At 73.9% G+C, this 25,077-nt stretch carries 23 protein-coding genes and 1 pseudogene; 17 read left to right on the forward strand and 7 right to left on the reverse strand.

The annotated features are described in order from the left end of the window. Nucleotides 1-125 precede the first annotated feature (125 nt). The gene (locus tag O2W16_RS07770; protein WP_269158241.1) at nucleotides 126-1,787 is read left to right on the forward strand and encodes a B12-binding domain-containing radical SAM protein; all 1,662 of its coding nucleotides are present in this window, start codon (nucleotides 126-128) and stop codon (nucleotides 1,785-1,787) included. 6 nt (nucleotides 1,788-1,793) lie between these two features. Here the strand turns inward: O2W16_RS07770 and O2W16_RS07775 are convergent, their stop codons facing one another. Then, complete coding sequence (locus O2W16_RS07775; RefSeq protein WP_269158242.1) at nucleotides 1,794-2,987, reverse strand: PucR family transcriptional regulator; 1,194 nt, start codon at nucleotides 2,985-2,987, stop codon at nucleotides 1,794-1,796. Nucleotides 2,988-3,097: 110 nt separating this feature from the next. Between O2W16_RS07775 and O2W16_RS07780 the strand changes: the two genes are divergently transcribed. Both O2W16_RS07780 and O2W16_RS07785 read left to right on the forward strand, forming a co-directional pair. Then, nucleotides 3,098-4,204, forward strand: a complete 1,107-nt coding sequence (locus O2W16_RS07780; RefSeq protein ID WP_269158243.1) for a ferredoxin reductase — start codon at nucleotides 3,098-3,100, stop codon at nucleotides 4,202-4,204. Nucleotides 4,205-4,240: 36 nt separating this feature from the next. Further along, entirely contained in the window at nucleotides 4,241-5,434 is a 1,194-nt protein-coding gene (locus O2W16_RS07785; protein WP_269158244.1) for a fatty acid desaturase family protein, read from the forward strand. A gap of 92 nt (nucleotides 5,435-5,526) precedes the next feature. Here O2W16_RS07785 and O2W16_RS07790 read toward each other — a convergent pair whose 3' ends face one another. Then, the gene (locus O2W16_RS07790) at nucleotides 5,527-5,931 is read right to left on the reverse strand and encodes a universal stress protein (RefSeq protein ID WP_269158245.1); all 405 of its coding nucleotides are present in this window, start codon (nucleotides 5,929-5,931) and stop codon (nucleotides 5,527-5,529) included. Between the two features lie 164 nt (nucleotides 5,932-6,095). Between O2W16_RS07790 and O2W16_RS07795 the strand changes: the two genes are divergently transcribed. The 8 genes and pseudogenes from O2W16_RS07795 (at nucleotide 6,096) to O2W16_RS07830 (ending at nucleotide 14,126) form a co-directional block, all read left to right on the forward strand. After that, nucleotides 6,096-6,983 carry a LysR substrate-binding domain-containing protein gene (locus O2W16_RS07795; protein ID WP_269158246.1) on the forward strand — a complete coding sequence of 296 codons (888 nt, stop codon included), beginning with the start codon at nucleotides 6,096-6,098 and terminating at the stop codon, nucleotides 6,981-6,983. Between the two features lie 135 nt (nucleotides 6,984-7,118). Then, entirely contained in the window at nucleotides 7,119-8,024 is a 906-nt protein-coding gene (gene kdgD, locus O2W16_RS07800) for a 5-dehydro-4-deoxyglucarate dehydratase (RefSeq protein WP_269158626.1), read from the forward strand. Between the two features lie 47 nt (nucleotides 8,025-8,071). Beyond that, nucleotides 8,072-9,586: an aldehyde dehydrogenase (NADP(+)) gene (locus tag O2W16_RS07805; protein WP_269158247.1), complete on the forward strand. Its 1,515-nt coding sequence runs from the start codon at nucleotides 8,072-8,074 to the stop codon at nucleotides 9,584-9,586. Continuing rightward, nucleotides 9,583-10,446: an ATP-grasp domain-containing protein gene (locus O2W16_RS07810; protein WP_269158248.1), complete on the forward strand. Its 864-nt coding sequence runs from the start codon at nucleotides 9,583-9,585 to the stop codon at nucleotides 10,444-10,446. Before O2W16_RS07805 ends, O2W16_RS07810 begins: the two co-directional genes overlap by 4 nt. Nucleotides 10,447-10,474: 28 nt before the next feature. Next, the gene (locus O2W16_RS07815; RefSeq protein ID WP_269158249.1) at nucleotides 10,475-11,404 is read left to right on the forward strand and encodes an AEC family transporter; all 930 of its coding nucleotides are present in this window, start codon (nucleotides 10,475-10,477) and stop codon (nucleotides 11,402-11,404) included. A gap of 49 nt (nucleotides 11,405-11,453) precedes the next feature. Then, nucleotides 11,454-12,959, forward strand: coding sequence for a malate dehydrogenase (quinone) (gene mqo / locus O2W16_RS07820; protein WP_269158250.1), 1,506 nt, complete (start codon nucleotides 11,454-11,456; stop codon nucleotides 12,957-12,959). A gap of 153 nt (nucleotides 12,960-13,112) precedes the next feature. Continuing rightward, nucleotides 13,113-13,490 (forward strand): annotated as a pseudogene (locus O2W16_RS07825) (FAD-binding oxidoreductase); the annotation flags it as partial. 30 nt (nucleotides 13,491-13,520) lie between these two features. Beyond that, the gene (locus O2W16_RS07830) at nucleotides 13,521-14,126 is read left to right on the forward strand and encodes a hypothetical protein (protein ID WP_269158251.1); all 606 of its coding nucleotides are present in this window, start codon (nucleotides 13,521-13,523) and stop codon (nucleotides 14,124-14,126) included. 52 nt (nucleotides 14,127-14,178) lie between these two features. On the opposite strand, the gene O2W16_RS07835 is transcribed toward O2W16_RS07830, so the two are convergent. Then, nucleotides 14,179-15,417: an esterase-like activity of phytase family protein gene (locus O2W16_RS07835; RefSeq protein ID WP_269158252.1), complete on the reverse strand. Its 1,239-nt coding sequence runs from the start codon at nucleotides 15,415-15,417 to the stop codon at nucleotides 14,179-14,181. Between the two features lie 116 nt (nucleotides 15,418-15,533). Further along, nucleotides 15,534-15,806, reverse strand: a complete 273-nt coding sequence (locus O2W16_RS07840) for a YciI-like protein (RefSeq protein ID WP_269158253.1) — start codon at nucleotides 15,804-15,806, stop codon at nucleotides 15,534-15,536. A 237-nt stretch (nucleotides 15,807-16,043) separates the two neighbouring features. Here O2W16_RS07840 and O2W16_RS07845 point away from each other — a divergent pair, with 237 nt between their 5' ends. From O2W16_RS07845 to O2W16_RS07855, 3 genes are read left to right on the forward strand one after another with little or no spacing between them, the layout of a single operon-like run. Then, nucleotides 16,044-18,509, forward strand: coding sequence for a molybdopterin oxidoreductase family protein (locus O2W16_RS07845; protein ID WP_269158254.1), 2,466 nt, complete (start codon nucleotides 16,044-16,046; stop codon nucleotides 18,507-18,509). Next, a complete protein-coding gene (locus O2W16_RS07850) occupies nucleotides 18,506-18,988 on the forward strand; it encodes a hypothetical protein (protein WP_269158255.1) in 483 nt (160 codons plus the stop codon). The genes O2W16_RS07845 and O2W16_RS07850 overlap by 4 nt, the downstream gene beginning before the upstream one ends. Beyond that, entirely contained in the window at nucleotides 18,988-19,656 is a 669-nt protein-coding gene (locus tag O2W16_RS07855; protein ID WP_269158256.1) for a GPR1/FUN34/YaaH family transporter, read from the forward strand. Before O2W16_RS07850 ends, O2W16_RS07855 begins: the two co-directional genes overlap by 1 nt. Nucleotides 19,657-19,669: 13 nt before the next feature. Here O2W16_RS07855 and O2W16_RS07860 read toward each other — a convergent pair whose 3' ends face one another. The 3 genes from O2W16_RS07860 to O2W16_RS07870 are packed head-to-tail and all read right to left on the reverse strand — an operon-like array spanning nucleotide 19,670 to nucleotide 22,370. Then, nucleotides 19,670-20,248 carry a GerMN domain-containing protein gene (locus O2W16_RS07860; RefSeq protein ID WP_269158257.1) on the reverse strand — a complete coding sequence of 193 codons (579 nt, stop codon included), beginning with the start codon at nucleotides 20,246-20,248 and terminating at the stop codon, nucleotides 19,670-19,672. Nucleotides 20,249-20,283: 35 nt separating this feature from the next. Continuing rightward, nucleotides 20,284-21,657: a sensor histidine kinase gene (locus tag O2W16_RS07865; protein WP_269158258.1), complete on the reverse strand. Its 1,374-nt coding sequence runs from the start codon at nucleotides 21,655-21,657 to the stop codon at nucleotides 20,284-20,286. After that, nucleotides 21,654-22,370, reverse strand: a complete 717-nt coding sequence (locus tag O2W16_RS07870; RefSeq protein WP_269158259.1) for a response regulator transcription factor — start codon at nucleotides 22,368-22,370, stop codon at nucleotides 21,654-21,656. The genes O2W16_RS07865 and O2W16_RS07870 overlap by 4 nt, the downstream gene beginning before the upstream one ends. Before the next feature lie 142 nt (nucleotides 22,371-22,512). On the opposite strand from O2W16_RS07870, the gene O2W16_RS07875 reads away from it, so the two are divergent. The 3 genes from O2W16_RS07875 (at nucleotide 22,513) to O2W16_RS07885 (ending at nucleotide 25,003) form a co-directional block, all read left to right on the forward strand. Beyond that, nucleotides 22,513-22,908, forward strand: coding sequence for an STAS domain-containing protein (locus tag O2W16_RS07875; RefSeq protein ID WP_269158260.1), 396 nt, complete (start codon nucleotides 22,513-22,515; stop codon nucleotides 22,906-22,908). A 49-nt stretch (nucleotides 22,909-22,957) separates the two neighbouring features. After that, a complete protein-coding gene (locus O2W16_RS07880; protein WP_269158261.1) occupies nucleotides 22,958-24,316 on the forward strand; it encodes a DUF2254 domain-containing protein in 1,359 nt (452 codons plus the stop codon). A 147-nt stretch (nucleotides 24,317-24,463) separates the two neighbouring features. Next, the gene (locus O2W16_RS07885; protein ID WP_269158262.1) at nucleotides 24,464-25,003 is read left to right on the forward strand and encodes a DUF421 domain-containing protein; all 540 of its coding nucleotides are present in this window, start codon (nucleotides 24,464-24,466) and stop codon (nucleotides 25,001-25,003) included. Nucleotides 25,004-25,077 lie beyond the last annotated feature (74 nt).

Here is a 25,077-nt window from a genome sequence, read left to right on the forward strand (position 1 = left end):
CCGACAGCACAGGGAGCCCCCATGGGTGCCAACGCGCGCGTCGCACTGCTCAGCCTCGCCTCAGCCAGCCTGGTCGCCGTCATGATCGACTTCATGCTGAAAGAGCTCGGACGGTCGTCGGCCAAGTGACGCCGCACCCGGCGCGGGGGGAGCAGGTCGGCCCGCCGGCGACGGAGGCCGGGCCGGCTCCGGCTCCGGCGGTCCGCCCCGGTCCCGCGCGCCGGGTGCTGTGCGTCTTCCCCCGCTACGCGAGGTCCTTCGGCACCCTCGACCACGCCTTCGCGTTGGTCGGGGCCACGGCCTTCATGCCGCCCCAGGGGATCCTCACCGTCGCGGCGTACCTGCCGGCCGGCTGGTCGGTGCGCTTCGTCGACGAGAACGTGCGCCCGGTGACCGAGGAGGACCTGGCCTGGGCCGAGGTCGTGTTCCTCACCGGCATGCACGTGCAGCGGGCCCGGGTGGAGGAGCTGACCGACCGGGCCCACCACGCCGGTGCCCTCGTCGCGCTGGGCGGGCCGTCGGTCTCCGCCTGCCCGGAGCTCTACCCCGCTCCCGACCTGCTGCACGTCGGTGAGCTCGGTGACGCCACCGCGGCACTGGTCGCCCGGCTGACCGAGGACGTGGGCCGCCCCGCCGTCCAGGAGCTCTACCGGACCGACGTGCGGCTGGAGCTGGCGGACTGCCCGCCACCGGCCTACCACCTCATCGACCTGGGCGACTACCTGATCGCCAGCCTGCAGTTCTCCAGCGGGTGCCCGTTCCGCTGCGAGTTCTGCGACATCCCGGCGCTGTACGGCCGCCGGCCACGGATGAAGACGGTCGAGCAGGTCACCGCGGAGCTCGACGCGATGCTCGCCGTGGGCAACCCGGGCACGGTGTACTTCGTCGACGACAACTTCATCGCCGACCCGCACGCCGCCCTGTCGTTGCTGCACGGGCTGGTCGACTGGCAGCGCAGGCACGGCTACCCGCTGTCGTTCGCCTGCGAGGCGACGATGAACCTGGCCCAGCGCACCGACGTGCTGGAGCTGATGCGCGAGGCGTCCTTCGTCCAGGTGTTCCTGGGCGTGGAGTCACCGAGCGCCTCGGCGTTGCAGCTGATCAAGAAGCAGCAGAACCTGCGCCGGCCGGTGCTGGACGCGATCGGCACCATCAACGACCACGGGCTGGAGGTGGTCGCCGGCATCATCCTGGGCCTGGACACCGACGACGCGGCGAACGTGCCGGACCTGCTGGCCTTCGTCGCGGCGTCGCAGGTGCCGATGCTGACGATCAACCTGCTGCACGCGCTGCCCCGCACCGCGCTGTGGGACCGGCTGGTCGCCGAGGGACGGCTGCTCGACGACCCGGGCGACCGGGAGTCCAACGTCGCCTTCCTCCGGCCCTACGACGAGGTGGTGGCCGGCTGGCGGGACGTGGTGCTCGAGGTGTTCACCCCGGAGGCCCTGTACGCCCGGTTCGCCCACCAGTTGGAGCGCACCTACGCCAACCGGCGCCCACGGCCCCGGCGTCCGGTGACCCGGGCCGACCTGCGCCGCGGGGTGTCGGTGCTGGCCCGGATCGGCTGGCACGTCGGCGTCCGCAGCGACTACCGCCGGGCCTTCTGGCGGATGGCGCTGCCGTTGCTGCGGCAGGGCCGGGTGGAGAAGGTGGTCCACTTCGCCACGGTCACCCACCACCTGGTGACCTTCGCCCGTGAGGTGGCCGCGGGCACGGCGGACAAGTGCTTCTACAACCCGGCTGGTGCGCGTCCGCTCACCGGCGGTGTGCCGGTCACCTCCGGCTGAGGGCGCTCAGGTCTCCTCGGCCCCGCGGGTGCTCGCCTGGGCCCCGAGGGCGAGGGTCAGCTGCAGCACCGTCTGCGGGTCCTCGAGCCGGTCGCCGTACAGGTCGCGCAGCTGCCCCATCCGGTACCGCACGGTCTGCGGGTGCACGAACAGCTCAGCGGCGACCTGTTCGCGCCGCCCGTGGTGCAGCAGCCAGGAGCGCAGCGTCTCGGCCAGCTTCTCCCGGGTGGCGGGGGTCAGCCCGTCCAGCGGTGCCAGCGCCGCGGCCCGCAGGTCGGCCAGGGCGTCCTCGTCGGCCCGCAGCACCAGCTCCGGCAGCCGCTGCTCGGTGTCCAGCGGCGCCGGCCCGGTGGCGCGCAGGCCGAGCCGCAGGGCGCGCAGTGCGCGGGCGTAGGAGCCGGTGACCGAGGACCAGGGCCGCGCCGGGCCGACCACCGCCGTCCGCCCCTCGAGGGCGCGCAGCAGGGCGGGCCGGGCGCCCTCGCCGGCGTCGGGCACCAGCAGCACGCTGAGCTCCAGGGCCGGGTCCAGGCCAGGCGGGTCGTCGTCCAGCTGCAGGGTGCGGGAGTCCAGCAGCGCGACCGCGCCGCGCGCCCGCACCTCCGGCAGCAGCACGGCGGTGAGCGTCCGCGGCGGGAGCCAGCCGGCCCGCTCCGCGGCGGGAGTCAGGTCGTGCAACGGCCGCCCGGCCAGCAGCAGCGCGCCCAGCCGCTCGCGGTGGTGCCGGCGGACCCGGCCGGTGGTCTCCAGCTCGTCGGTGTGCCCGGCCACGCTGGCCGCCGACAGCTGGTCGATGTAGGCGAACACCAGCTCGGCGAAGCGGGCCAGCGACCCCACCGAGAGACCGGCGCCCACGGCGGTGTCGCTCATGTGCCGCCAGGACACCCGGGCGCCGACCCGGTAGGCGGCCAGCAGCGCGTCCATCGACCGTCCGCTGCGCGCCTCGCCCCGGCCCAGGGAGTACGCGCCCTCCAGCGCCGGGCCGATCGGCCGGCTCGCATCGGCGCCCCCCGCGGTGGTGGCCAGCTCCAGGAAGCCGCCCAGGGCGAGCTGGACGGCGTTGGAGATCGCCCGGCCCATCTCCCCGGAGAAGGCGTCGGCGTAGCTGGGCACCTCGACGACGATGCTGGCCACGGTCTGCTCGGCGACGGCGGGGAGCTGGGCCTGCATCGCCGCCACCACCGCCGGCGGGAAGATCACCTGATCGCTCGTCGTCCTCAGCTCCTCGTTGTTCGCAGGGAACAGAAGATACCGCCCGATTCACGTCAGAGGCACAGTTGTTCGCCCTCCGTGCGGGTAAAGATCAGTACATGACCGCCACCGTCCCGCGTCCGTCGCCGGCCCGTCCCGTGCTGACCACGCTGCGCGACCGGGTGCTCAAGGTGGCCGAGCTGGTCACCACGCCGCTGCTGCCCGCCGACTACCTGGACCTGGTCGACCCGCTGCGCTCCGGCGCCGCGCTGCGCGGCCGGATCGAGGCGGTGCACCACGAGACCCGGGACGCCGCCAGCATCGTCATCCGTCCGGGCCGCGACTGGCTGCCGCACACCCCGGGCCAGTACGTGCGGATCGGCATCGACATCGACGGCGTGCGGCTGTGGCGGGCCTACTCGATCACCTCGGTGCTCGGCCGGGCCGACGGTCGGTTCACCATCACGGTCAAGGCGATCCCGGACGGCAAGGTCAGCAACCACCTGGTGCACCGGGTCCAGCCCGGCACCGTCGTGCAGCTGGACCAGGCCACCGGTGACTTCGTGCTCCCGGCGCAGCAGCCGGACAAGGCACTGTTCGTCACCGCCGGTTCCGGCATCACGCCGGTGATGGGCATCCTGCGCAACCTGGGTGAGGACGCCGGGTGCGACGTCGTCCTGGTGCACTCCGCGCCCACCGTCGAGGACGTCATCTTCGGTGCCGAGCTGCGCGAGCTGGCAGCCGCCGGCCGGATCCGGCTGGTCGAGCACCACACCAAGGACGCCGGGTTCCTGGACGCCCCGGCCATCGCCGACCTGGTGCCCGACCTGACCGAGCGGGCCACCTGGGCCTGCGGCCCGGTCGGCCTGCTCGAGGCGCTGGAGGAGCACTGGGCCGACCAGGGCATCGCCGACCGGCTCTACACCGAGCGCTTCCGCCCCCGGGTGCTGGTCACCGGCGAGGGCGGCACCGTCACCTTCGCGAAGTCCGAGCGCACGCTCGAGGTCGACGGCGCGACCCCGATCCTGGACGCCGCCGAGGAGGCCGGGCTGCTCATGCCCAGCGGCTGCCGGATGGGGATCTGCTACGGCTGCGTGCTGCCGCTGCGCGAGGGCGCCGTCCGTGACCTGCGCAACGGGGAGCTGACCACCGCCGCCCCCGGTGACGGCGTCCTGATCCAGACCTGCGTCAGCGCCGCCGTTGACGCCTGCGACATCGACCACTGATCCAGAACCGCTGTCCCACCAGCTGAGGAGCTGCACATGACCGTCCTGCAGAAGAAGTCCGACAACCCGATCGCACACCTCTCCGAGGCCGACGTCGAGGCCATCGGCCGCGAGCTCGACGCCATCCGGCAGACCGTCGTGGACAGCCGTGGCGAGGACGACGCGGCCTACATCCGCCGGGTCATCGACGTGCAGCGCAAGATGGAGCTGGCCAGCCGGGCCGTGCTGCTGTTCTCCAAGTTCCCGCCGGCCTGGATCGTCGGCACCGCCGGGCTCTCGGTCGCCAAGATCCTGGAGAACATGGAGATCGGGCACAACATCCTGCACGGCCAGTGGGACTGGATGCGCGACCCGAAGATCCACTCCACGACGTGGGAGTGGGACATGGCCAGCCCGTCCGAGCAGTGGAAGCACTCGCACAACGTGCTGCACCACACCTACACGAACGTGATCGGCAAGGACAACGACCTCGGCTACGGCATCATGCGCGTCGACGAGGACCAGCGGTGGGTGCCGCTGTACCTGCTCCAGCCGGTGTGGAACTTCGTCAACGCCTGCTTCTTCGAGTACGGGATCGCCGCCTACGACCTGGAGCTGGGCAAGAACCTGGCCACCAAGGAGCGGCGTGCCGACCCGGGCTTCCGGGCCCGCGGCAAGCAGGTGCTGAAGAAGATCGGCAAGCAGATGACCAAGGACTACGTCGTCCACCCGGCGCTGTCGGGTCCGTCGTTCCTGCCCACCTTGGCGGCCAACTTCACCGCCAACGTGGTGCGCAACGTGTGGTCGCACTCGGTGATCATGTGCGGACACTTCCCGGAGGGCGTCGAGACCTTCGAGAAAAAGTCGATCGACGGGGAGACCCGCGGTGAGTGGTACCTGCGGCAGATGCTCGGCTCGGCCAACATCTCCGGCAGCAAGGCCATGCACATCATGACCGGGAACCTGTCCCACCAGGTCGAGCACCACCTGTTCCCGGACCTGCCGAGCAACCGGTACGCCGAGATCGCCCCGCAGATCCGCGACCTCTTCGCCCGCTACGGGCTGCGCTACCACTCCGCCTCGCTGCCGCGGCAGGTCGGGTCGGCCTGGCACAAGGTCATCCGGCTCTCGCTGCCCAACGGCTGGCTGGCCCAGACCACCCCGGCCAACGCCCCGGCCCAGGTCGTCAAGCTCTACAAGATGACCACCGGTGGCCCGAAGGTGCGCCGGGCGCTGCAGGCCGCTGCCTGACCCAGCACCACAGCACGACAGCACGCAGCACCACGGGACGACGAAGCCCGCCAGGCCGACGGCCTGGCGGGCTTCGTGCTGTCTCGGGCGGCTCAGCCCGCGGCGGGGTGCGGCTTGACGGCGAGCACCGGCCGGTCGGCGTCCAGCAGGATCCGCTGGGCGGTGCTGCCCATCAGCAGCTTGCCGACGGGGGAGCGGCGGCGCAGCCCGATCACGATCAGCGAGGCGTCGGCCTCCTCGGCGATGCGGAGCACCGAGTCGGCCAGGTCCCCGGTGTGCGGGGTCTGCCGCAGCTGCAGCGCGACGCCCTCGGCCTGGGCGCGGGCGGTCAGCGTCACGACCAGCTCCGGCGGCGCGACGTCGGCGCTGACCGGCGCACCGCCGCGGGGGCTGTTGAGCACCAGCAGGTCCTCGCCCCGGCGGCGGGCCTCGGCCAGGCCGGCTGCGAAGGCCGCCTCGCCCTCGGGGGTGGGGAGGAAACCGACGAGGACGGTCACACGAGCTCCTGGGGACGGGGGCGGCGGGCTGAGCTCGCCGTAGGACGGCGCTTGCCGGCCACACTGCCACGGGAGGCGGTGGCGAGCAGCGCACGGCATCCGTCTGATGCGACTCATCGATGCCGCACGGTGACTGATGAATCCATGCTGGATACCGTTCCGGCATGGCCTTCACGCTGGAGCAGCTACGTGGGTTCGTCGCGGTCGCCGACGAGCTGCACTTCGGCCGGGCTGCGACCAGGCTGGCGATGACGCAGCCACCGCTCAGTCGGCAGATCCAGAAGCTGGAGCGGGCCGTGGGTGCCCAGCTGCTCGAGCGGGACAACCGCCGGGTCGCGCTCACCGCCGCGGGGGAGGTCTTCCTCGGCGAGGCCCGCCGGCTGCTGAGCCTGGCCGACGGGGCCCCGGAGCTGGCCCGGCGCGTCTCCGCCGGCTCCAGCGGGCTGCTGCGGATCGGGTTCACCGCAGCCTCCGCCTACGGCCTGCTGGGTCAGCTGCTCAATGACCTGGCCCGGGAGCTCCCCGACGTGGACGTCGACCTCTCAGAGCTCGTCACCCGCGAGCAGGTGGCCGGGCTGCGCGCCGGGGAGCTCGATCTCGGCCTGGCCCGCCCGACCGTCGACCAGCAGGCCCTCGGCTCGCGGCTGCTCCACCGGGAGGCGCTGTGCGTCGCCGCGCCGCTGGGCTCCCCGCTGCTGGCGCTCGGCCGGCCGGTCGAGCCCGATGACCTGGCCGGTGAGCCGGTGGTCATGCACTCGCCGACCCGGGCGCGGTACTTCTACGACCTGGTGGTCGGGGCCGTACCGACCGCCTCGGAGAACACCGTGCACACCGTCGGCCAGGTGCTCACCATGCTCTGGCTGGTGGCCGCCGGCCGGGGGATCGCGTTCGTCCCCGAGTCCGCCGCCCGGCTGCCCATCGACGGCGTCGGGCTGGTCCGGCTCCGGACGCCGGTGCTCGAGCCGGTGGAGCTGCACCTGCTGTGGAGCCGGGACGCCACCAACCCGGCCCTGCGGAAGGCGCTGGAGGTGCTCGGGCGGGCGATGCCCTGAGGGCATCGCTCGATGCGGAACCGATCTTGGACAGGCATCGTCGGTCTCCCTAGCGTGGAGGTGCACCACCGCCCCGGTGCCGACCCGGACCGGAGCGCGGACCCGCCGGACCCAAGGACGCACCCTGTGACGCTGATGCCCCCGGACGCCCTCGCCGCCACGCTAAGGTCCGGCCTGCTCTCCTTCCCGGTCACCCACTTCGACGCCTACCTGCAGTTCGACGAGCCGCGCTACCGCGAGCACCTGGCCTGGCAGTCCAGCTTCGACGTCGCCGGCCTCTTCGCCGCCGGCGGCACCGGGGAGGGCTTCTCCCTCACCCCGGCCGAGATCGACCGGGTCGTCCGGGTCGCCGTCGACGAGGTGGCCGACCGGGTCCCGGTCGTCGCCCCGGCGACCGGTGGCACCGCGGTCTCCATCGAGCAGGCGCGCGCCGCCCAGGCCGCCGGCGCCTCCGGGCTGCTGCTCTTCCCGCCCTACCTCACCGAGGCCAGCCAGGCCGGGCTCGTCGAGCACGTCAGCGCCGTCTGCCGGTCCACCGACCTCGGGGTGATCGTCTACAGCCGGGCCAACGCCGTTCTCACCGACACCACCGTCGCCGAGCTCGCCGACCGCAATCCCAACCTGATCGGGCTCAAGGACGGCGTCGGGAACATCGAGCAGATGACCCGCACCTACGCCAAGGTCGGCGAGCGGCTGATCTACGTCGGCGGCCTGCCCACCGCCGAGACGTTCGCGCTGCCGCTGCTCCAGCTGGGCGTCAGCACGTACTCCTCGGCGCTGTACAACTTCCTGCCCGAGTTCGCCCTGCGGTTCTACGCCGCCGTCCGGGCGCAGGACCGCACCGCCGTCTACGCGATGCTGTCGGACTTCGTGCTGCCCTACCTGGACATCCGCGACCGGACCCGCGGGTACGCGGTGTCGATCGTCAAGGCCGGGCTGACCGCCGCCGGGCGGGACGGCGGGCGGGTGCGCCCGCCGCTGACCGACCTGAGCGAGGCCGAGCTCGCCGAGCTGACCACTCTGGTGCAGAAGGTCGCCTGACCGGCCCGCCCGACCACCCCCGCACCCGTACCGAAGAGGAGCACCCGATGACCGACGTCCTCAGCATCGACCCCCGTACCGGACAGACGGCCGAGGTCGTCGCCCAGGAGACCAGCCCGGAGGAGGTGGCCCGGCTCTGCGAGGCGGCGCTGGCGGCCGCCCCGGCCCTGGAGAAACTGGGCCGGACCGGCCGGGCCACCCTGCTCCGCAGCCTCGCCGACGCGCTGGAGGCCCGCCGGGACGACGTGGTCGCCGTGGCCGACCGGGAGACCGCGCTGGGCTCGGGTCGGCTGAACGGCGAGTTGACCCGCACCTGCTACCAGCTGCGGCTGTTCGCCGAGGTGCTGGAGGAGGGCAGCTACCTCGAGGCGACGATCGACCACGCCGGCGACAGCCCGATGGGCCCGCGCCCGGACCTGCGCCGGATGCTGCTGCCGATCGGGCCGGTCGCGGTGTTCGGCGCCAGCAACTTCCCGCTGGCGTTCTCGGTGCCCGGCGGTGACACCGCCTCCGCGCTGGCCTCCGGCTGCCCGGTCGTCGTCAAGGCGCACGGCTCGCACCCGGCGACGTCCCGGCTCTGCTTCGAGGTGCTCACGGCGGCCGCCCGCGACGCCGGCGCCCCCGAGGGGACCCTCGGCCTGGTGCACGGCCTGCAGGCCGGTGCCGACCTGGTCGCCCACCCGGCCATCCGCGCCGTCGGCTTCACCGGTTCGGTCAACGGCGGCCGGGCACTGCTGCAGATCATCGAGCAGCGCCCCGACCCGATCCCGTTCTTCGGCGAGCTGAGCAGCCTCAACCCGGTGGTGGTCACCCCGCAGGCGGCCGCCGAGCGCGGCACCCAGCTCGGCGGCGAGCTGGTCGGCTCCTTCACCCTGGGCGCCGGGCAGTTCTGCACCAAGCCCGGTCTGGTGCTGGTGCCCACCGGTCCCGCCGGCGACGAGGTCGTGGACGCGATGGCCGAGGCGGTGCGCGGCAGCAGCCCGCAGGTGCTGCTCAACGAGGGCATCGCGGCGTCCTTCGGGAAGCTGTCCGCGGCCATCGCCGGCGCACCCGGCGTCACCGCCGTCGCCCGCGGCACCGAGGTCGACGGCACCGGGTTCGCCGCGACGCCGCTGTTGCTGAGCACCCCGGCCGCCGACCTGCCCGAGCAGGTCACCGAGGAGGTCTTCGGCCCGGTCACCGTGGTGGCCCGCTACGACGGCGAGCCGGAGCTCTTCGCCGCGCTGGGAAAGATGCCGTCCTCGCTCACCGCCACCGTGCTCCGGGGTGCGGGGGAGACCCAGCTGCCGCTGGCGGTCTCCCAGGAGCTGCGCACCCGGGCCGGCCGGCTGGTCTACGACGCCTACCCGACCGGGGTGGCGGTCTCCTGGGCCCAGCACCACGGTGGCCCGTGGCCGTCGACCAACTCCCAGCACACCTCGGTCGGCACGTCCGCCATCCGCCGCTTCCTGCGCCCGGTCACCTGGCAGGGGGCACCGGCCGAGCTGCTGCCCGCCGAGCTGACCGACGAGGGGACCGGCATCCCGCGGCGCGTGGACGGCGTCCTGCAGCTGCCGGCGTGAGCGCCCGGGTCGCGCTGGTCAGCAGCGAACGAGGGCTGCGGGTCGACCCGGACCTGCCGATCGCGTCGTCGGCGTTGCGCGGCGCCGGGCTGGCCGTCGAGCTGGTCCGCTGGGACGACGGCGACGTGGACTGGGCCGGCTTCGACCTGGCCGTCGTCCGGTCCTGCTGGGACTACGCCTGGCGGCGCGCGGAGTTCCTCGGCTGGGCGGCCGCCGTGCCGCGGCTGCGCAACCCGGCTCCGGTGCTGGCCTGGAACACCGACAAGACGCACCTGCGCGACGTGGCCGGCGCCGGGCTGCCCGTGGTGCCCACCGTCTGGGACCCGACCAGCGCCGACGAGCTGCCGGACGCCGGGGAGTGGGTGGTGAAGCCGTCGATCTCGGCCGGCTCCCGGGACACCGCCCGCTGGACCGATGCGGCAGCGGTGCTCGGGCACGTCGCCGAGCTCACCGCCGCCGGCCGGACGGCGATGGTGCAGCCCTACCTGGCCAGCGTGGACGATGCCGGGGAGACCGCGATGCTGTTCCTCGGCGGCCGGTTCTCCCACGCCGTGCGCAAGGGCCCGCTGCTGCAGCGCGGGGAGGGCGTGCGCCAGGACCGGGACAGCCGCGGTGACCTGCGCGCGGTCGACCCGACGCCGGCGCAGCGGGTGGTCGCCCAGGCCGTGTTCGACGCGGTGCCGGACCTGGTGCCGGGGGCCGAGCCGCCGCTGTACGCCCGGATCGACCTGGTGGCCGACGACGCCGGCCGCCCGGTGCTGCTCGAGCTGGAGCTCACCGAGCCCAGCCTCTTCCTGCCGCAGGCGCCGGAGACGGCGCTGGCGCAGTGGGTGACCGCGGTGACGGCCGCGACCCGGTGACGGGTGCACCGGTGCCGCCGGCGACGGCGTGACCGCGGTGCTGGGCGGGTTCGCCGCCCTCGCCGCGGTCATCGGCGTCGGCTGGGTGACCGCGCGCACCGGCGTCCTGGGGGCGGGCGCGACCGGCGTGCTCTCCCGGCTGTCCTACTACGTGGCAACCCCGGCGCTGCTGCTGCTCACCCTGGCCGACGCCGACCCGGCCGCGTTGCTGACCTCGGCGCTGGTGGCCACCGGCGGCAGCGCGGTGTGCGCCGCGCTGCTCTACCTCGGACTGGCCCGGTGGTGGTGGCGGCTGCGCCCGGCGCAGCTGACCACCGGCGCATTGGCGTCCTCCTACGTCAACGCGGGCAACCTCGGCCTGCCGATCGCCGTTTACGTGCTGGGCGACGCCTCCTACGTCGCCCCGGTGCTGCTGTTCCAGGTGCTGGTGCTCGCGCCGATCGGGCTGTCGGTGCTGGCCGGGTCACAGGGCACCGCCGAGGACGCGCCGTCGCGGTGGCGGGTGGTCAGCCAGCCGGTGCGCACGCCGGTGGTGCTCGGCTGCGTGCTCGGGCTGCTGCTGGCCGAGACGGGGCTGCAGCTGCCGTCGCTGGTGCTCCAGCCGATCGAGCTGCTGGCCGCACTCGCCGTCCCGGCGGCGCTGCTCGCCTTCGGCTCCGGGCTGCTCGGGGCCCCGCGGCCGGCCTCCGGGGACGGCGGTGGCCAGGTCTGGCTGGCGGTCGCGCTGAAGACGCTGGTGCAGCCCGCGGTGGCCTACGTGCTCGGCCGGTGGGTGGTGGACCTGTCCGGGGTGCCGCTGCTCGCGGTCGCCCTCACCTCCGCACTGCCGACCGCGCAGAACGTCTTCGTCTACGCCACCGCCTACGACCGGGGCACCGCGCTGGCCCGGGACGCCGTCCTGGTCACGACCGTGCTCTCGGTGCCGGTCCTGGTCGGGGTGGCGGTGGTCTTGGGATGACGGGCGCGGGGATGACGGGCACGGGTGCACGGGGACGAGAGGAGCTGTCATGACGAGCACGACACCGGAGGAACGGGACGTCGTCCTGATCGGCGGCGGGGTGATGAGCGCGACGCTCGGGATGCTGCTCAGCGAGCTCGAGCCGGGCTGGACCATCACCGTCGTCGAGCGGCTGGACGCGGCCGGGCTGGAGAGCTCCAGCGCGTGGAACAACGCCGGCACCGGGCACGCCGGGCTCTGCGAGTTCAACTACACGCCGCGCCGGCCCGACGGCACGGTGGACGTGACCAGCGCGGTGCAGATCGGCGAGCAGTTCCTGACCTCGCTGCACCTGTGGGCCCAGCTGGTCGAGCGCGGGTTGCTGGGGGAGCCGCAGGACTTCATCCGGTCGGTGCCGCACATGGGCTTCGGCCGCGGTGCCGACGGCGTGGCCTGTCTGCGCGCCCGCTGGGAGGCGCTGCGCGACCACCCGCTCTTCACCGGCCAGGAGTTCTCCGCCGACCGTGCGGTGCTCCAGCGGTGGCTGCCGCTGGTGTTCGACCAGCGGCCGGCCGGCGAGCCGGTGGCGGCCACCCGGTCGGCGCAGGGCACCGACGTGGACGTCGGGGTGCTGACCCGCCGGCTGCTGGCGGCGCTGGCCGAGCGCGGTGCCGACGTGCGGTTCGGGCAGGAGGTGCGTTCGCTGCGCCGCCGCGGTGACCGCTGGCACCTCGACGTCCGCGACCGCGGCACCGGGGCGCACCGGCGGCTGCGCACGCCGTACGTCTTCGTCGGCGCCGGCGGGGGCACGCTGCCGCTGCTGCAGTCCGCGCGGGTGCCCGAGGTGCGCAGCCACGGGGTGTTCCCGATCAGCGGGCAGTTCCTGCGCACCGACCGCCCGGAGCTGGTGGCCGCGCACGGGGCCAAGCTCTACGGCCACGCGGCGCCCGGTGCGCCGCCGATCTCGGTGCCGCACCTGGACCGCCGGGTGGTCGACGGGCGTGAGCACCTGCTCTTCGGCCCGTTCGCCGCCTTCTCCCCCCGCTTCCTGACCCAGGGCCGGCTCACCGACCTGGTGCGCTCGGTGCGGCGGGGCAACCTGCCGACCCTGTTGGCAGCCGCCCGGGACAACCGCAGCCTGATGGCCTACCTGGTGCGGCAGGTGACCCAGACCGCGGCGGCGCGGACGGCCGCGCTGGCCCAGTTCGTGCCCTCGGTGCGGGCCGAGGACTGGGAGTTGATCACCGCCGGCCAGCGGGTCCAGGTGCTGAAGACCGCCGACGGCCGCGGCACGATGGTCGGTTTCGGCACCGAGCTGCTCACCTCCGCCGGCGGTTCGCTGGCCGCGCTGCTCGGGGCCTCCCCGGGGGCGTCCACGGCGGCGGCGACGATGGTCGACGTGCTGGCCGCCAGCTTCCCGCAGCGCATGCCGGGCTGGGCGCCGCAGCTGCGGCAGCTGGCCCCGACGGGCGACGTCGTCCGTGGCTGGGACACCGCCGAGCTGACCGCGACCCTGACGCACGCCCGGCGCGTGCTGCGGCTGACGCCGGTCCACCCCGGGGAGGACCCCGCGTGACCGCGCTCGACGGCTCGCTGCTCACCGCGCTGCACGATGTGGTCGGCCCGGCAGGCCTCGTCACCGACGCCGACCAGCTGCGCAGCCACCTGACCGACTGGCGGGGCGCGTACTCCGGCCCGCCGCCGCGGTCCTGCGCCCGGGCTCAAGCACGACGTCACCGTGCCGGTCAGCCGCATCCCGGCGTTCGTCGAGCAGACCGACCGGGCGCTGGCCGCCGCCGTCCCGGGCATCCGGGTGGTCGCCTACGGCCACGTGGGCGACGGCAACCTGCACTACAACCTGAGCAAGCCGGTGGGCAGCGACGACGCGGCCTTCCGCGCCCGGGCCGACGAGCTGGCCCGGGTCGTCTACGACTCGACCGCCTCGTTCGCCGGCAGCATCAGCGCCGAGCACGGTGTCGGGGTGGCCAAGCGGGACCTCCTCGCCGACTACGAGGACCCGCTGGAGCTCGAGCTGATGCACGGGGTCAAGGCCCTGCTCGACCCGGCCGGGCTGATGAACCCGGGCAAGGTCCTGCCGGCGGGTTGAGCCGGCGGCGTGCTGGACACCGGAGCGAGGGTGACGACGCGGCTGCGGTTCGACGGCTGGATCCTCGGGACCGGCACCACCTCGGGCACCCGGCTGGTCCTCGGGCACTGGCCGTCCTCGCCGCTGGGGGCGTTCTCCGACGTCATGGTGCAGCGGCCGGACGGGCACCGGGTGCTGCTCGCCCCGACCGCGGAGGTGGCCGGGTTCGTCGGGTCGACCTACGCCTTCGACGAGGTGCAGCTGACCGACGTCGCGGTGACCCGCCCGGACGACGCGACCTGGGCGGTGCGGGCCGGCCCGCTGGCGCTGTCGGTGCGCGTCGGCCGCCGTCCCGCGCTGGGCTGGGTGCTGCGCTCCGTCCCGGCGCCACTGGCCCGTCGCCCCGGCTGGGTGGGGCTGCTGGACCGGCCGGCCCGGCTGCTCACCGGGCTGCGCACCACGGGGTCGGCCGGGAACGGGCGCACCGAGTGGTACGGCGTGCAGGACCTGCACGCGCTGGCCTCGGTCGAGGCGTCCTGGGACGGCGCGCCGCTGGGCGCGGTGGCCCCGGTGCGGCCGCCGGTCACCTTCGGCTTCGGCTCGGTTCCCCCGCGGCCGTCGGTGGTCCGGGTGACGACCACGGTGCAGCTGCCCTGAACAGGCCCTCCTGCCGTCCGGTCCCGGGGGAGCGGGACCGGACGGCGGGTGGTCAGCGGCGGCCGCCGCGCGCGTTGATCGAGGCCAGGGCCGGGTCGACCTGCAGGTCCTCGTCCACCCGGATGACGACGTGCTCGTTGTCGTCGGGCACGCCGGCGGTGCGCCCGGCCGAGCCCGGGTAGTTGTTGTCGTTGCCGACGATGATGTGGTGGTCGTCGAGCACGGCGATCTGCTCGATGGTCACGAACGGGAAGGTGGCGAACCCGCCCGCCGTGCCGGCCACGCCCCGCGGGTCGGGCATCGCCATCAGGTTCACCAGCAGCCGCTTGTCGGCGTAGCCGTCCCGGTCGATGTCGCGGGTGTCGATCAGGTAGACGGCCTTGAGCTGCGAGGCCGGGCCCTGCGCGTTGTCCCGCTCCAGGATGAGGAAGCGGTTCTGGTCCAGCGCGACCATGTCGCCGAGGGCGTCGCCCGGGACCTCGAACCGGACCTTGGCCTTCAGACCGGTGTACGTGCCGCGCCGGGTGTCGAAGCTGTACATGCGGCGGGTGGCCGGGTCGTCGCCGGCGACGGCGCCCTCGAGCATCGGGTAGAGGGTGTGGCCGTCGACCCCGAGGGCCATGCCCTCGAAGCCCTTGCTGCCGCCCAGCGTGGGGGCCGCGCCGCCCAGGTCCCACGCCTCGGGGGCGCGGACGCCGTCGGGCTGGACCGGTGCCGAGAGCACCCGGCCCTGCGCGTCGACGTGCACCAGGCTGGGGCCGAACTCCTCGCCGATCCAGAAGGTGCCGTCGGGCATCCGCTGGAACGACTCGGGGTCGAGGTCGGCGCCGGTGAGCCGGCGGTCGCTGCGGGTCAGCGGGAACGGCAGCTTCCGGTCGGGGTCGGTGAGGCTGAAGCCGCCGTCGAGGACCGTCGTCTGCTGGGTGGTGGTGTCGATGTGCACGCGGATGACGCGCAGCAGGAAGTCAGCGCTGTTGGCCTTGGTGCCGTAGCCGTTGTCCTCCAGCACCAGCCAGTCCTCGCCGTCCCTCAGCAGCCCGGAGAAGCCTTGGATCGGCTGGGCGGCGAACGGCGGGGTGACGCCGTTGGCGGGGTTGGCCAGCGCGCCGGAGGGGACCTGCTCACCGAAGGTGGCCGACGGCAGGACCGAGCGGCCGACCAGCTCGGCCTGCTGCGTGCCGTTGCCCTGGGGCACGGTGGGGGCGGGGCCGGCGAGCGCCGGGACGGCGACGGCGGCGAGCAGGGCGGCGGCGGTGACGGTGACGGCGGCACGGCGGGATGGACGGCGCACGGGTGGCTCTCCCTGGGTCGGGCGGCGGAGCGGGGCCCGCTGACCGTGCCGTGGCGAGACGGACGGCACCCGGCGTCCCCGTGACCGTTCTGTGAGGGCCGCGTGAACGGGCCAGGTCAGCCGCCGACGACCACGGCCCACTCCCGGATCGTCCAGCCGGTCACCAGGCCCTGCACCACGTACGGGTCGGCGGCGACGAAGCGCTCCACCACCTCGCGCGGCGCGGTCCAGACCAGCAGCGCCCGGTCGTAGGGGTCGGGCAGTGCCCCGGCGAGCAGCACCTCACCGCGTTCGTGGGCGGAGCGGACCAGCCCGAGGTGGTCCTCGCGCAGCGCCGCGCGGCGCTCCAGGTAGTCGTCGGCCAGGGCGTACTCGAGCACCAGGTACATGCCCGCACCCTCACACACCGCGAACGGTTGCCGGACCGCAACCATCCTGTGAGGGTGGGAGCCGGAGCTGTCCGGGCCACCCCACGGGGCGCCGCGCCGGGCAGGACGCGCTGAGCAGCGGCGCGCGGGACGTCGTCCCGGTCCACCCGTGGCGTGGTCCGTACCGAGGGCGCCGCGGGTCCGTCGAGGACCGGACGACGAGCACCGCAGAGCGCCGACTCGATCAGGAGGAGTGGCATGCAGATCGACCGCATCGCAGAACCGTGGGGCACCCGGACGCCGTACGGACCGGGGGAGGAGTGGCCCACCCGGGTGGACACCCACCTGGCCGACGGGGTCGCCCCCGAGGACGTGGACCGCTGGGTCCAGTCGGCGACGATCCTGCACTCCAACGGCGACGGCCTGGACATCGCCGTCCAGGACGGCGAGATCGTCGGTGTCCGTGGCCGCGCGGAGGACCGGGTCAACCACGGCCGGCTGGGCCCCAAGGACCTCTTCGGCTGGCAGGCGAACAAGTCCCCGGACCGGTTGACCAAGCCGCTGATCCGGCGCAACGGCGAGCTGGTCGAGACCGACTGGGACACCGCGATGGACGCGGTCGCCGGCCGGGCCAAGGAGCTGCTGGCCGAGCAGGGCCCCAGCGCGATCAGCTTCTACACCACCGGGCAGCTGTTCCTGGAGGAGTACTACACCCTCGGGCTGATCGCCCACGGCGGGATCGGGACCAACCACGTCGACGGCAACACCCGGTTGTGCACGGCGACCGCGGCCGCCGCGCTCAAGGAGTCCTTCGGCTCCGACGGGCAGCCCGGCTCCTACACCGACATCGACCACGCCGACGTCATCGCGCTCTTCGGGCACAACATGGCCGAGACGCAGACCGTGCTGTGGACCCGCGTCCTGGACCGGCTGGCCGGCCCGAACCCGCCGCAGGTGATCTGCGTGGACCCACGCGAGACCCCGGTCGCCCGGGCGGCGACGGTGCACCTGGCGCCGCGGCCGGGCACCAACGTGATGCTGATGAACGCCCTGCTGCACGAGGTCATCGCCAACGGCTGGGTCGACGAGGAGTACGTGCAGGCGCACGCCGTCGGGTTCGCCGAGCTGCAGAAGCGGGTGGCCGACCACCCGCCGGAGCTCGCCGCCCAGGTCTGCGACGTGCCGGTCGAGCAGATCCGGGAGGCGGCCCGCATCGTCGGCACCGCCGAGCGGCTGATGTCCAGCGTCCTGCAGGGCTTCTACCAATCGCACCAGGCCACCGCGGCCGCCGTCCAGGTCAACAACCTGCACATCATCCGCGGCATGCTCGGCAAGCCCGGCTGCGGGCTGCTGCAGATGAACGGCCAGCCCACCGCACAGAACACCCGCGAATGCGGCGCCGACGGCGACCTGCCCGCCTTCCGCAACTGGTCGAACGAGGAGCACGTGAAGGACCTCGCCGAGGTCTGGAACATCGACCCGATGCAGATCCCGCACTGGTCGCCGCCCACCCACGCGATGGAGATGTTCCGGTACGCCGAGGAGGGCTCCGTCCGGTTCATGTGGGTGCAGGCCACCAACCCGGCGGTCTCCATGCCCGAACTGGGGCGGATCCGAGAGATCCTGGCCCAGGAGCGGCTCTTCCTCGTGGTGCAGGACATCTTCCTGTCCGAGACCGCGCAGCTGGCCGACGTCGTCCTGCCGGCGGCCACCTGGGGGGAGAAGACCGGCACGTTCACCAACGTCGACCGCACCGTGCACATCTCCGACAAGGCGGTCGAGCCCCCGGGCGAGGCCCGGCCCGACCTGGAGATCTTCATCGACTTCTCGCGTCGCATGGACCTGCGGGACAAGGACGGCCAGCCGCTGGTGAAGTGGGACGACCCGGAGGGTGCCTTCGAGGGCTGGAAGGAGTGCACCCGCGGACGGCCCTGCGACTACACCGGTCTCAGCTACGAGAAGCTCCGCGGTGGCAGCGGCATCCAGTGGCCGTGCAACGAGGAGCACCCCGACGGCACCGAGCACATCTACGTCGACGGTGAGTTCTGGTCCGACCCGGAGTACTGCGAGAGCTACGGCCGGGACCTGGTCACCGGCGCACCGGTGTCGCCGGTCGAGTACAAGGCGCTGAACCCCTCCGGCAAGGCGGTGCTGAAGGCGGCCGAGTACCTCCCACCGCACGAGATCGTCAGCCAGGAGTTCCCCTTCCAGCTGATCACCGGCCGCACGCTCTACCACTTCCACACCCGGACGAAGACGGCCCGGGCGCCGCAGCTGCAGAAGGCGGCGCCGGAGGTGTGGGTGGAGCTGTCGGCCAGCGACGCCGCCGACCGGGGCTTCACCGAGGGCGACCTGCTGGAGATCAGCACCCCCCGGGGCCGGGTGGAGGCCCGGCTGCGGATCAGCGGGATCCGTCCCGGGGTGGCGTTCCTGCCGTTCCACTACGGGTACTGGGACGAGCCCTCGGGCCACCAGCCGGACGGGGAGCGGGGCCGGGCGGCCAACGAGCTGACGATGACCGACTGGGACCCCGCGTCCAAGCAGCCGATCTTCAAGACCGCCGCCGCCCGGGTGGAACGCCTGGAGAAGAGCACGGGGACGCCGTCGGCCGCGCCGACCACCACCGCATCCCGGCCGGTCAGCGGGGACGTCCCGCCGACGGTGGGCGGCCCTGCTGCCTCGGCCACCGAAGAGCTCACCACCGTTTCCGGAGGCACGCGATGAAGCTCGGACTGGCCATCGAGGAACTGCACCGTTCGGAGAACCACCTGGCGCACGCGCTGCTGGCCGCCTCCGACCGGCACAAGACCGACCACGAGGTCTTCCACGTCGCGCGCGACATCGCCCGGTGGTCGCAGGACCACGTGCAGGCGCTCGCCGCGATCGGCGCCGACTACGGGGTCGAACTCGACGCCGACCCCGCGGACGACCCGAGCCTGCTGGCCGGCCTGCGGCAGAAGGCGGCCGAGGCCGTGGGGCGCCGGCCCGAGCCGGGGATGCTCATGCTCGCCGACCTCCGGCACATCCACCGCGAGGCGGCCGGCGTCTCGCTGGACTGGGAGCTGCTTGCCCAGGCCGCCCAGGGAACCAAGCAGAAGGAGCTCCTGGAGCTGACGCAGCGCTGTCACCCGGAGACCCTCCGGCAGATGCGCTGGGCCAACGGCAAGCTGAAGGCGTCGGCGACCCAGGTGCTGGTGAGCTGATGGGACAGGGAGGGCCTGCGACCCGCGTCGTCCTCCGTCCCCTGGCCACCCCACTGCCGCTGGGCTTCCTGGCGCTCGCGCTGGCCACGACGGTGTTCAGCGCCGCCCAGCTGGGCTGGGTATCACCGGACCAGGCCAGGATCGCAGCGATCACCGCCCTGGTGGCGACCGTTCCGCTGCAGTTCCTGGCCTCGGTCTTCGGGTTCCTCACCCGGGACCCGGTCGCGGCGACCGGGATGGGGATCCTCAGCGGCACCTGGGCGGTGGCCGGGGTCACCACGCTCACCCTCCCGCCGGGCGGCACCAGCCCCGGGCTCGGCGTGCTGCTGGTGATCGCCGGCATCGCGATGATGGTGCCGGCCGCCGCGGCGATCAGCAGCAAGGTGATGCCTGCCCTGGTGATGATCGTCGCCGGCACGCGGTTCGTCACGACCGGGATCTACGAGATGAACGCCTCCCCGGACTGGAAGGCGGTGGCCGGCTGGGTCGGGATCGCGCTGGCCGCGGTCGCCCTCTACACCGCGCTGGCCCTGGAGCTGGAGGGGGCGCAGGAGAACACGGTGCTGCCGGTCGGGCGGCGCGGCCCGGGCCGCGCCGCCATGGACGGCGAGGGGCCGCTGGAGCCGGACTCCCTCGCCGAGGAGGCCGGCGTCCGGCCGCAGCTGTGACGCCGGTGCCCGGTCAGGACGTCGGCGGGGCCGAGGGCGTCAGCAGCTGCTCGTAGTCGGCGGCCGTGAGGGGCTGCGACGTCAGCTCACCCGAGGGCAGCGGTGCCTCCACCGGCTGGCCGTCCCGGGTGAGCAGCACCGCATCGACCTCCGGGAGGCTGGTGGCGGTCAGCACGATCTGGGCGACGGCCCGGCGGCTCTCCTGACCCGCCGGTGCCTCGGCGGCCCCGCCCAGGTCGATCGTCACCGTCCCGTCGGACAGCTCGTCCACCCCCAGTGACGTCTCCGGCCGCAGCGCGGTGGACAGCCGGTCGGTCAGCTCGCCGGCCGTCGGGCCGGTGGCCAGGTCGTCGAGCAGCTGATCGAGCTGGTCGCTCAGCGCATCGGGTCGCAGCGAACGGCCGCGGGGGACGAGGGCACCGTCCTCGGCCAGCAGGTAGACGCGCGGCTCGTCCAGGCGCGCGGCGGCGGAGGGGGCCCCGGTGGCGGTCGGGCTGGGGGACCCGAGGTCGTAGGGCAGCTGGGAGGTGGGGATCGGCTCAGGTGCGCCGCCGGTCGGGACGCCGCAGCCGGTCAGCGCAGCAGACAGCACCAGGCCTGCGGTCCAGCGCCTCGCGCGGAGCCGGCTCACCGCGGTGCGCCGGGGAGGGAGAGGGTGAAACGCGCCCCGCCGAACGGGCTCTCGGAACACCAGGCGCCGCCGCCGTGCCCGGTGGCGGTCTCCTCCACGATCGCCAGCCCCAGGCCGGCGCCGGGCAGCGACCCGCGGGCGGCCCGCGGGCCCCGGGCGAACCGCTCGAAGACCCGTTCCCGCTCGACCAGGGGGACGCCGGGACCGGCGTCGTCGACCATCACGACCACCGAGCCCTCCCGGCGCTCCACCCGCACCGCCGCGGCTCCGCTGGCGTGCCGGTCGGCGTTGTCGAGCAGGTTGGTCACCGCCCGCTCCAGCCGGTTCTTGTCGCCCTGCACGACCGTGTCCTCGTCGGGGTCGGCAGAGAGCACCACCTTCGGGCCGCCGCGGTGGGCCAGGACCTCGCGGACCAGCGCGGCCAGCGAGACCGGCTCGCTCATCGCGGTCACGGGGTCCCCGTCCACCCGGGCCAGCTCCAGCAGGTCGTCGAGCATCCGGCGGAACCGGCCGAGCTCACCCTGGATGAGCGCCAGCGCCTGCTGGCCGCGGGGCGAGAGCTCCTCACGGCGGGCGCCCAGCACCTCGACGCTGGTGACCAGGCTGGTCAGCGGGCTGCGCAGCTCGTGGCTGACGTCGCCGACGAACCGGGTGTCCCGCTCGATCCGGGAGGCGAGCGCGTCGACCATGCTGTTGAAGCTCGCGACGATCGCCAGCAGGTCGGGGTCCTCGGTGGGCGGCAGCCGGATGTCCAGTTCGCCGCCGGCGATCCGGGTCGCGGCCCCGGCCACCTGCTCCAGCGGCTGGACGACGCGCCGGCTCGCCCAGGCGCCGAACAGCGCGCCGGCGAGGGTGGCGGTCAGCGCACCGGCACCGAGCACCGCGGCCAGGGTGCGCAGCGCGGTCTGCAGCTCGACCAGCGGGGCGACCTCGTAGAACTCGACGCCGGCCGCGGCGATCGGGATGCCGATCACCAGGTGCGGACCGGTCGGGCTGCTGACCCGGACGGTGCCGGCCTCACCGGAGGCCACCAGCTCCTGCAGCGCGCCCGGGACGTCGCGGGCGCCGACGTCCAGCCGGGAGGAGTACCAGGCGCCACCGCTGCGCACCACGACGTCCGCGCCACCGGAGGGCACCAGGTCGTCGAGCTCGTCGCCGACCTCGCTGCCCGCCGTGGACAGCCGGCTGGCCAGGACGTTGGCGTCGGTGAACGCCTGCCGGGTGGCGGCGCTCTCCCGCTGGTCCAGCAGGTAGCTCCGGGCGAGCCCGAAGGTGGTGGTCACCAGGACGGCGGAGACGAGCAGCGCGCCGACGGCGAAGGCGAGCACGATGCGCGCCCGCAGCCGTCTCGGCGCGAGCGCCAGCCTCACTGTGGGTCCAGCCGGTAGCCCAGGCCCCGCACGGTCACCACCAGCGTGGGTGCGCCCGGGTCCCGCTCGACCTTGGTCCGCAGCCGGCGCACGTGCACGTCCACCAGCCGCTCGTCGCCGAAGAAGCCGTGCTCCCAGACCCGCTCCAGCAGCGCCTGCCGGCTGAGCACGCGGCCGGGGGAGGCGGCGAGCTCGCACAGCAGCCGGAACTCCGTCAGGGTCAGGTGCAGCTGGTCGGTGCCGCGGTGCACCGTGCCCCGGTCGGGCCGCAGCACCAGCGGCGCCGCGGGGTCGCCGTCGAGGACGAGTTCCTGCGGGCGCTCGTCGGCGCCCGCGCTCGCGCCGATCCGGCGACGCAGGGCGCGCAGCCGGGCGGTGATCTCCTTGACCTGGAACGGCTTGGTCACGTAGTCGTCGGCGCCGGCCTCGAGCGCGGCCACGATGTCGTGGGTGTCGGCCCGGGCGCTCACCACGACGATCGGCAGGTCGTTGGCGCGGCGGACCTCCCGGATGACGGCGTAGCCGTCCATGGCGCCGAGCATCAGGTCGACGATCATCAGGTCGGGTGCGGCGATCGCCACCTGCCGGCAGGCGTCCTCACCGCTGGCCGCCTCGGCGACCTCGTAGCCCTCGTCCTCGAGGGCCCAGCGCAGGGGCATGCGGATGTGGTCGTCGTCCTCGACCAGCAGCAGACGCGGCGACACGCGGCCCATGCTGCCATCGCCGGGCTGCGCCCTCCGCGCCGGTCGTCCAGCCGTCACAGGATCGCAAACCAACCAGCGAGGTATCGCAAGGTGCGACACCCATCCTCGAAGGTGTCCACCCGACCACGCAGAGCCGCGGGGAGCACTGCTGATGACCGTCACCGCCGTCCACCGTCCACCGACGGGCACGGACGCCGCCCAGGCCGCCCCCGCGACCCCGGCCGTCCCCGTCCGTCCGGGCCGGGACGGGCAGGTGGTCGTGCGGCTGTCCGACGAGCTGCTCGCGGACGGGCTCGCGGACCTGCGCTGGCTGCTGCACGACGCCCTGCTGTCCGGTGCGCGCCGGCTGGTGGTGGACCTTAGCGACGTCCGGCAGCTCTCCAGCACCGCGGTGGCCAGCTTCCTGTGGGCGCACCGCACCTGCCGGGCCCGCGGCGGCGCCGTCGTCCTGCGCGGGGTGAACCGGCGCACCGAGGACCTGTTGCACCGCACCGGCCTGTGGCGGGTCATGCAGCTGGAGGACCCGGCTCACCCCGTGGAGGGCTGACCGGCCCGCCGCACCTCCGCCGGGCAGGCCGGTGGGCGACACTCCCGGCATGTCGAATCGCGACTCCCACCGCGGTGGCCCGCTGAGCCGGCTGGTCGGCATGGTCCGGGGCTCCCTGTGGCCGATCCCGGCGCTGGGCGTGGTGCTGGCCGTCGCCCTGGGCATCCTGCTGCCGGAGCTGGACGAGCACTGGGCCACCCGGGAGCACCCCCTGACCTTCGCCTTCGGCGGTGGGGCGTCCGCGGCGCGCGACCTGCTGGCCGCGATCGCCGGCTCGCTGATCTCGGTGACCGGCGTGACCTTCTCGCTCACCGTCGTCGCGCTGCAGCTGAGCAGCAGCCAGTTCACGCCCCGGCTGCTCCAGACCTTCTCCACCGACCGCACGGTGCAGCTGACCCTGGCCCAGCTCGTGCTCACCTTCGTCTACGCCCTGACCGTGCTGCGGACGGTGCGCACCGAGAGCGCGACCGAGGACGAGACCGCCTTCGTCCCGCGACTGTCGATCTCGGTGGCCTACCTGCTGGCGCTGGGCAGCGTGCTGGCGCTCGTCCTCTTCCTGGGGCACCTCTCCCGGCTGCTGCGGGTGGAGACGATGCTGCGCGACGTGCACGACGAGGCCACCCAGACCGTCGGGCGGGAGCTCGACGGGCCCGACGGCGGTGCCCGCGACACGGTGGAGCACCACGGCGCCGGGCCGCCGGTGCCGCTGGTGGCCCGGTCCAGCGGCTTCCTCGTCGGGGTGGACGAACGGGCAGCCGTCGCCGCCGCGCGCGAGGCCGGCGTGGTCGTCACCCTGGCCGTGCGGATCGGCGACTCCGTCGTCGAGGGGACGCCGGTGGCCCACGCCCGGTCGTTCGCGCCCGGCGGCAGCCCGGACGCCGAGACGCTGGAGAAGGCGCTGGACTCGAGCTTCCAGCTGCACTACGAGCGAACGCCCGACCGGGATCTCGCCTACGGGCTGCGCAAGGTCGTCGACATCTGCGTCCGCGCGCTGTCCCCGGGCACCAACGACCCGACGACGGCGGTGCACGCCCTCTCGCACGCCTCCGCGATGCTCGGGCGGTTCGCCGAACGCCCCGTGGATCCCCGCAGCTGCCGGGACGAGGAGCAGTTGGTCCGGCTGGTCGTGCCGCCGTGGGAGCTGCCGGAGCTGCTGCAGCTGACGATCGAGGAGCCGCTGCAGTTCGCCGAGGGGCAGCCCACCGTGCTCCGCCGGCTGGCGGGGCTGCTACGGGAGTTCGCCTGGCGTGCCCAGGGCCGCGCCGTCGACGACCTGGTGTGCAGCTACGTCGATGCGGTCGCCGAACGGGCGCTGGCGTCCACCGGGATCACCGAGTCCGAGACCCGGGCGTGGCGACAGAAGGTCCGCCAGGCGCTGGCCGGGAGCTGGCCCGCCGAGGTCGGCTGACCTCACCGTGTCGCCCGGCGCGTTTCCCGCCGGAGCGGGTTGGCTACGGGGGGCGGGACCGACCGGACGCAGCTGGTGCGTTCCTGCTGACCCGGCCACCGGAGGGGAGCGGGCGAGCGGGCGAGCAGAACAGAGGAGAGCGCGTCGATGTGGTTTGACTCGTGGGCGGACCTGGGCCGGATCCTGGCGGTGGGGGCGGCGGCCTACGTCACCGTCATCGTCGTCCTCCGGTTCTCCGGGAAGCGGACGCTGGCCAAGCTGAACGCCTACGACCTGGTCGTCACGGTGGCGCTCGGCTCGACCTTGGCCACCATCCTGCTGAGCTCGGACGTCTCCTGGGCCGAGGGCGCGGTGGCACTGGCCCTGCTGGCCGGCCTCCAGGCGCTGGTCGCCTGGGTCTCGGTACACCGGTCCGGGGCGCGCAACGTCGTGACGTCGCGGCCGACGCTGCTGTTCCGGGAGGGGCAGCCGCTGCCGCAGGCGCTGCAGGAGCAGCGGATGACGCTCGACGAGATCCGGCAGGCCGTCCGCGCCACCGGTTCCGGTGACCTGGCCGACATCGCGGCCGTGGTGCTGGAGAGCGACGGAACGCTCAGCGTCATCCCGCGCAGCAAGATCGGGCAGTGGACCGCCCTTCACGGAGTGGCCGGTGCGGAGACCGGCGCCGCGGGGGGCCGGGCGGCCTGACGACCCGGAACGGTCGGGTCTGCCCGGCGGGCCCGTTTTGCGATCCTGTGACGGTTCGCTGACACGCTGTCGGC

Origin of the sequence: Modestobacter sp. VKM Ac-2984, assembly GCF_026967985.1 — a bacterium.
Taxonomy (GTDB): domain Bacteria; phylum Actinomycetota; class Actinomycetes; order Mycobacteriales; family Geodermatophilaceae; genus Modestobacter.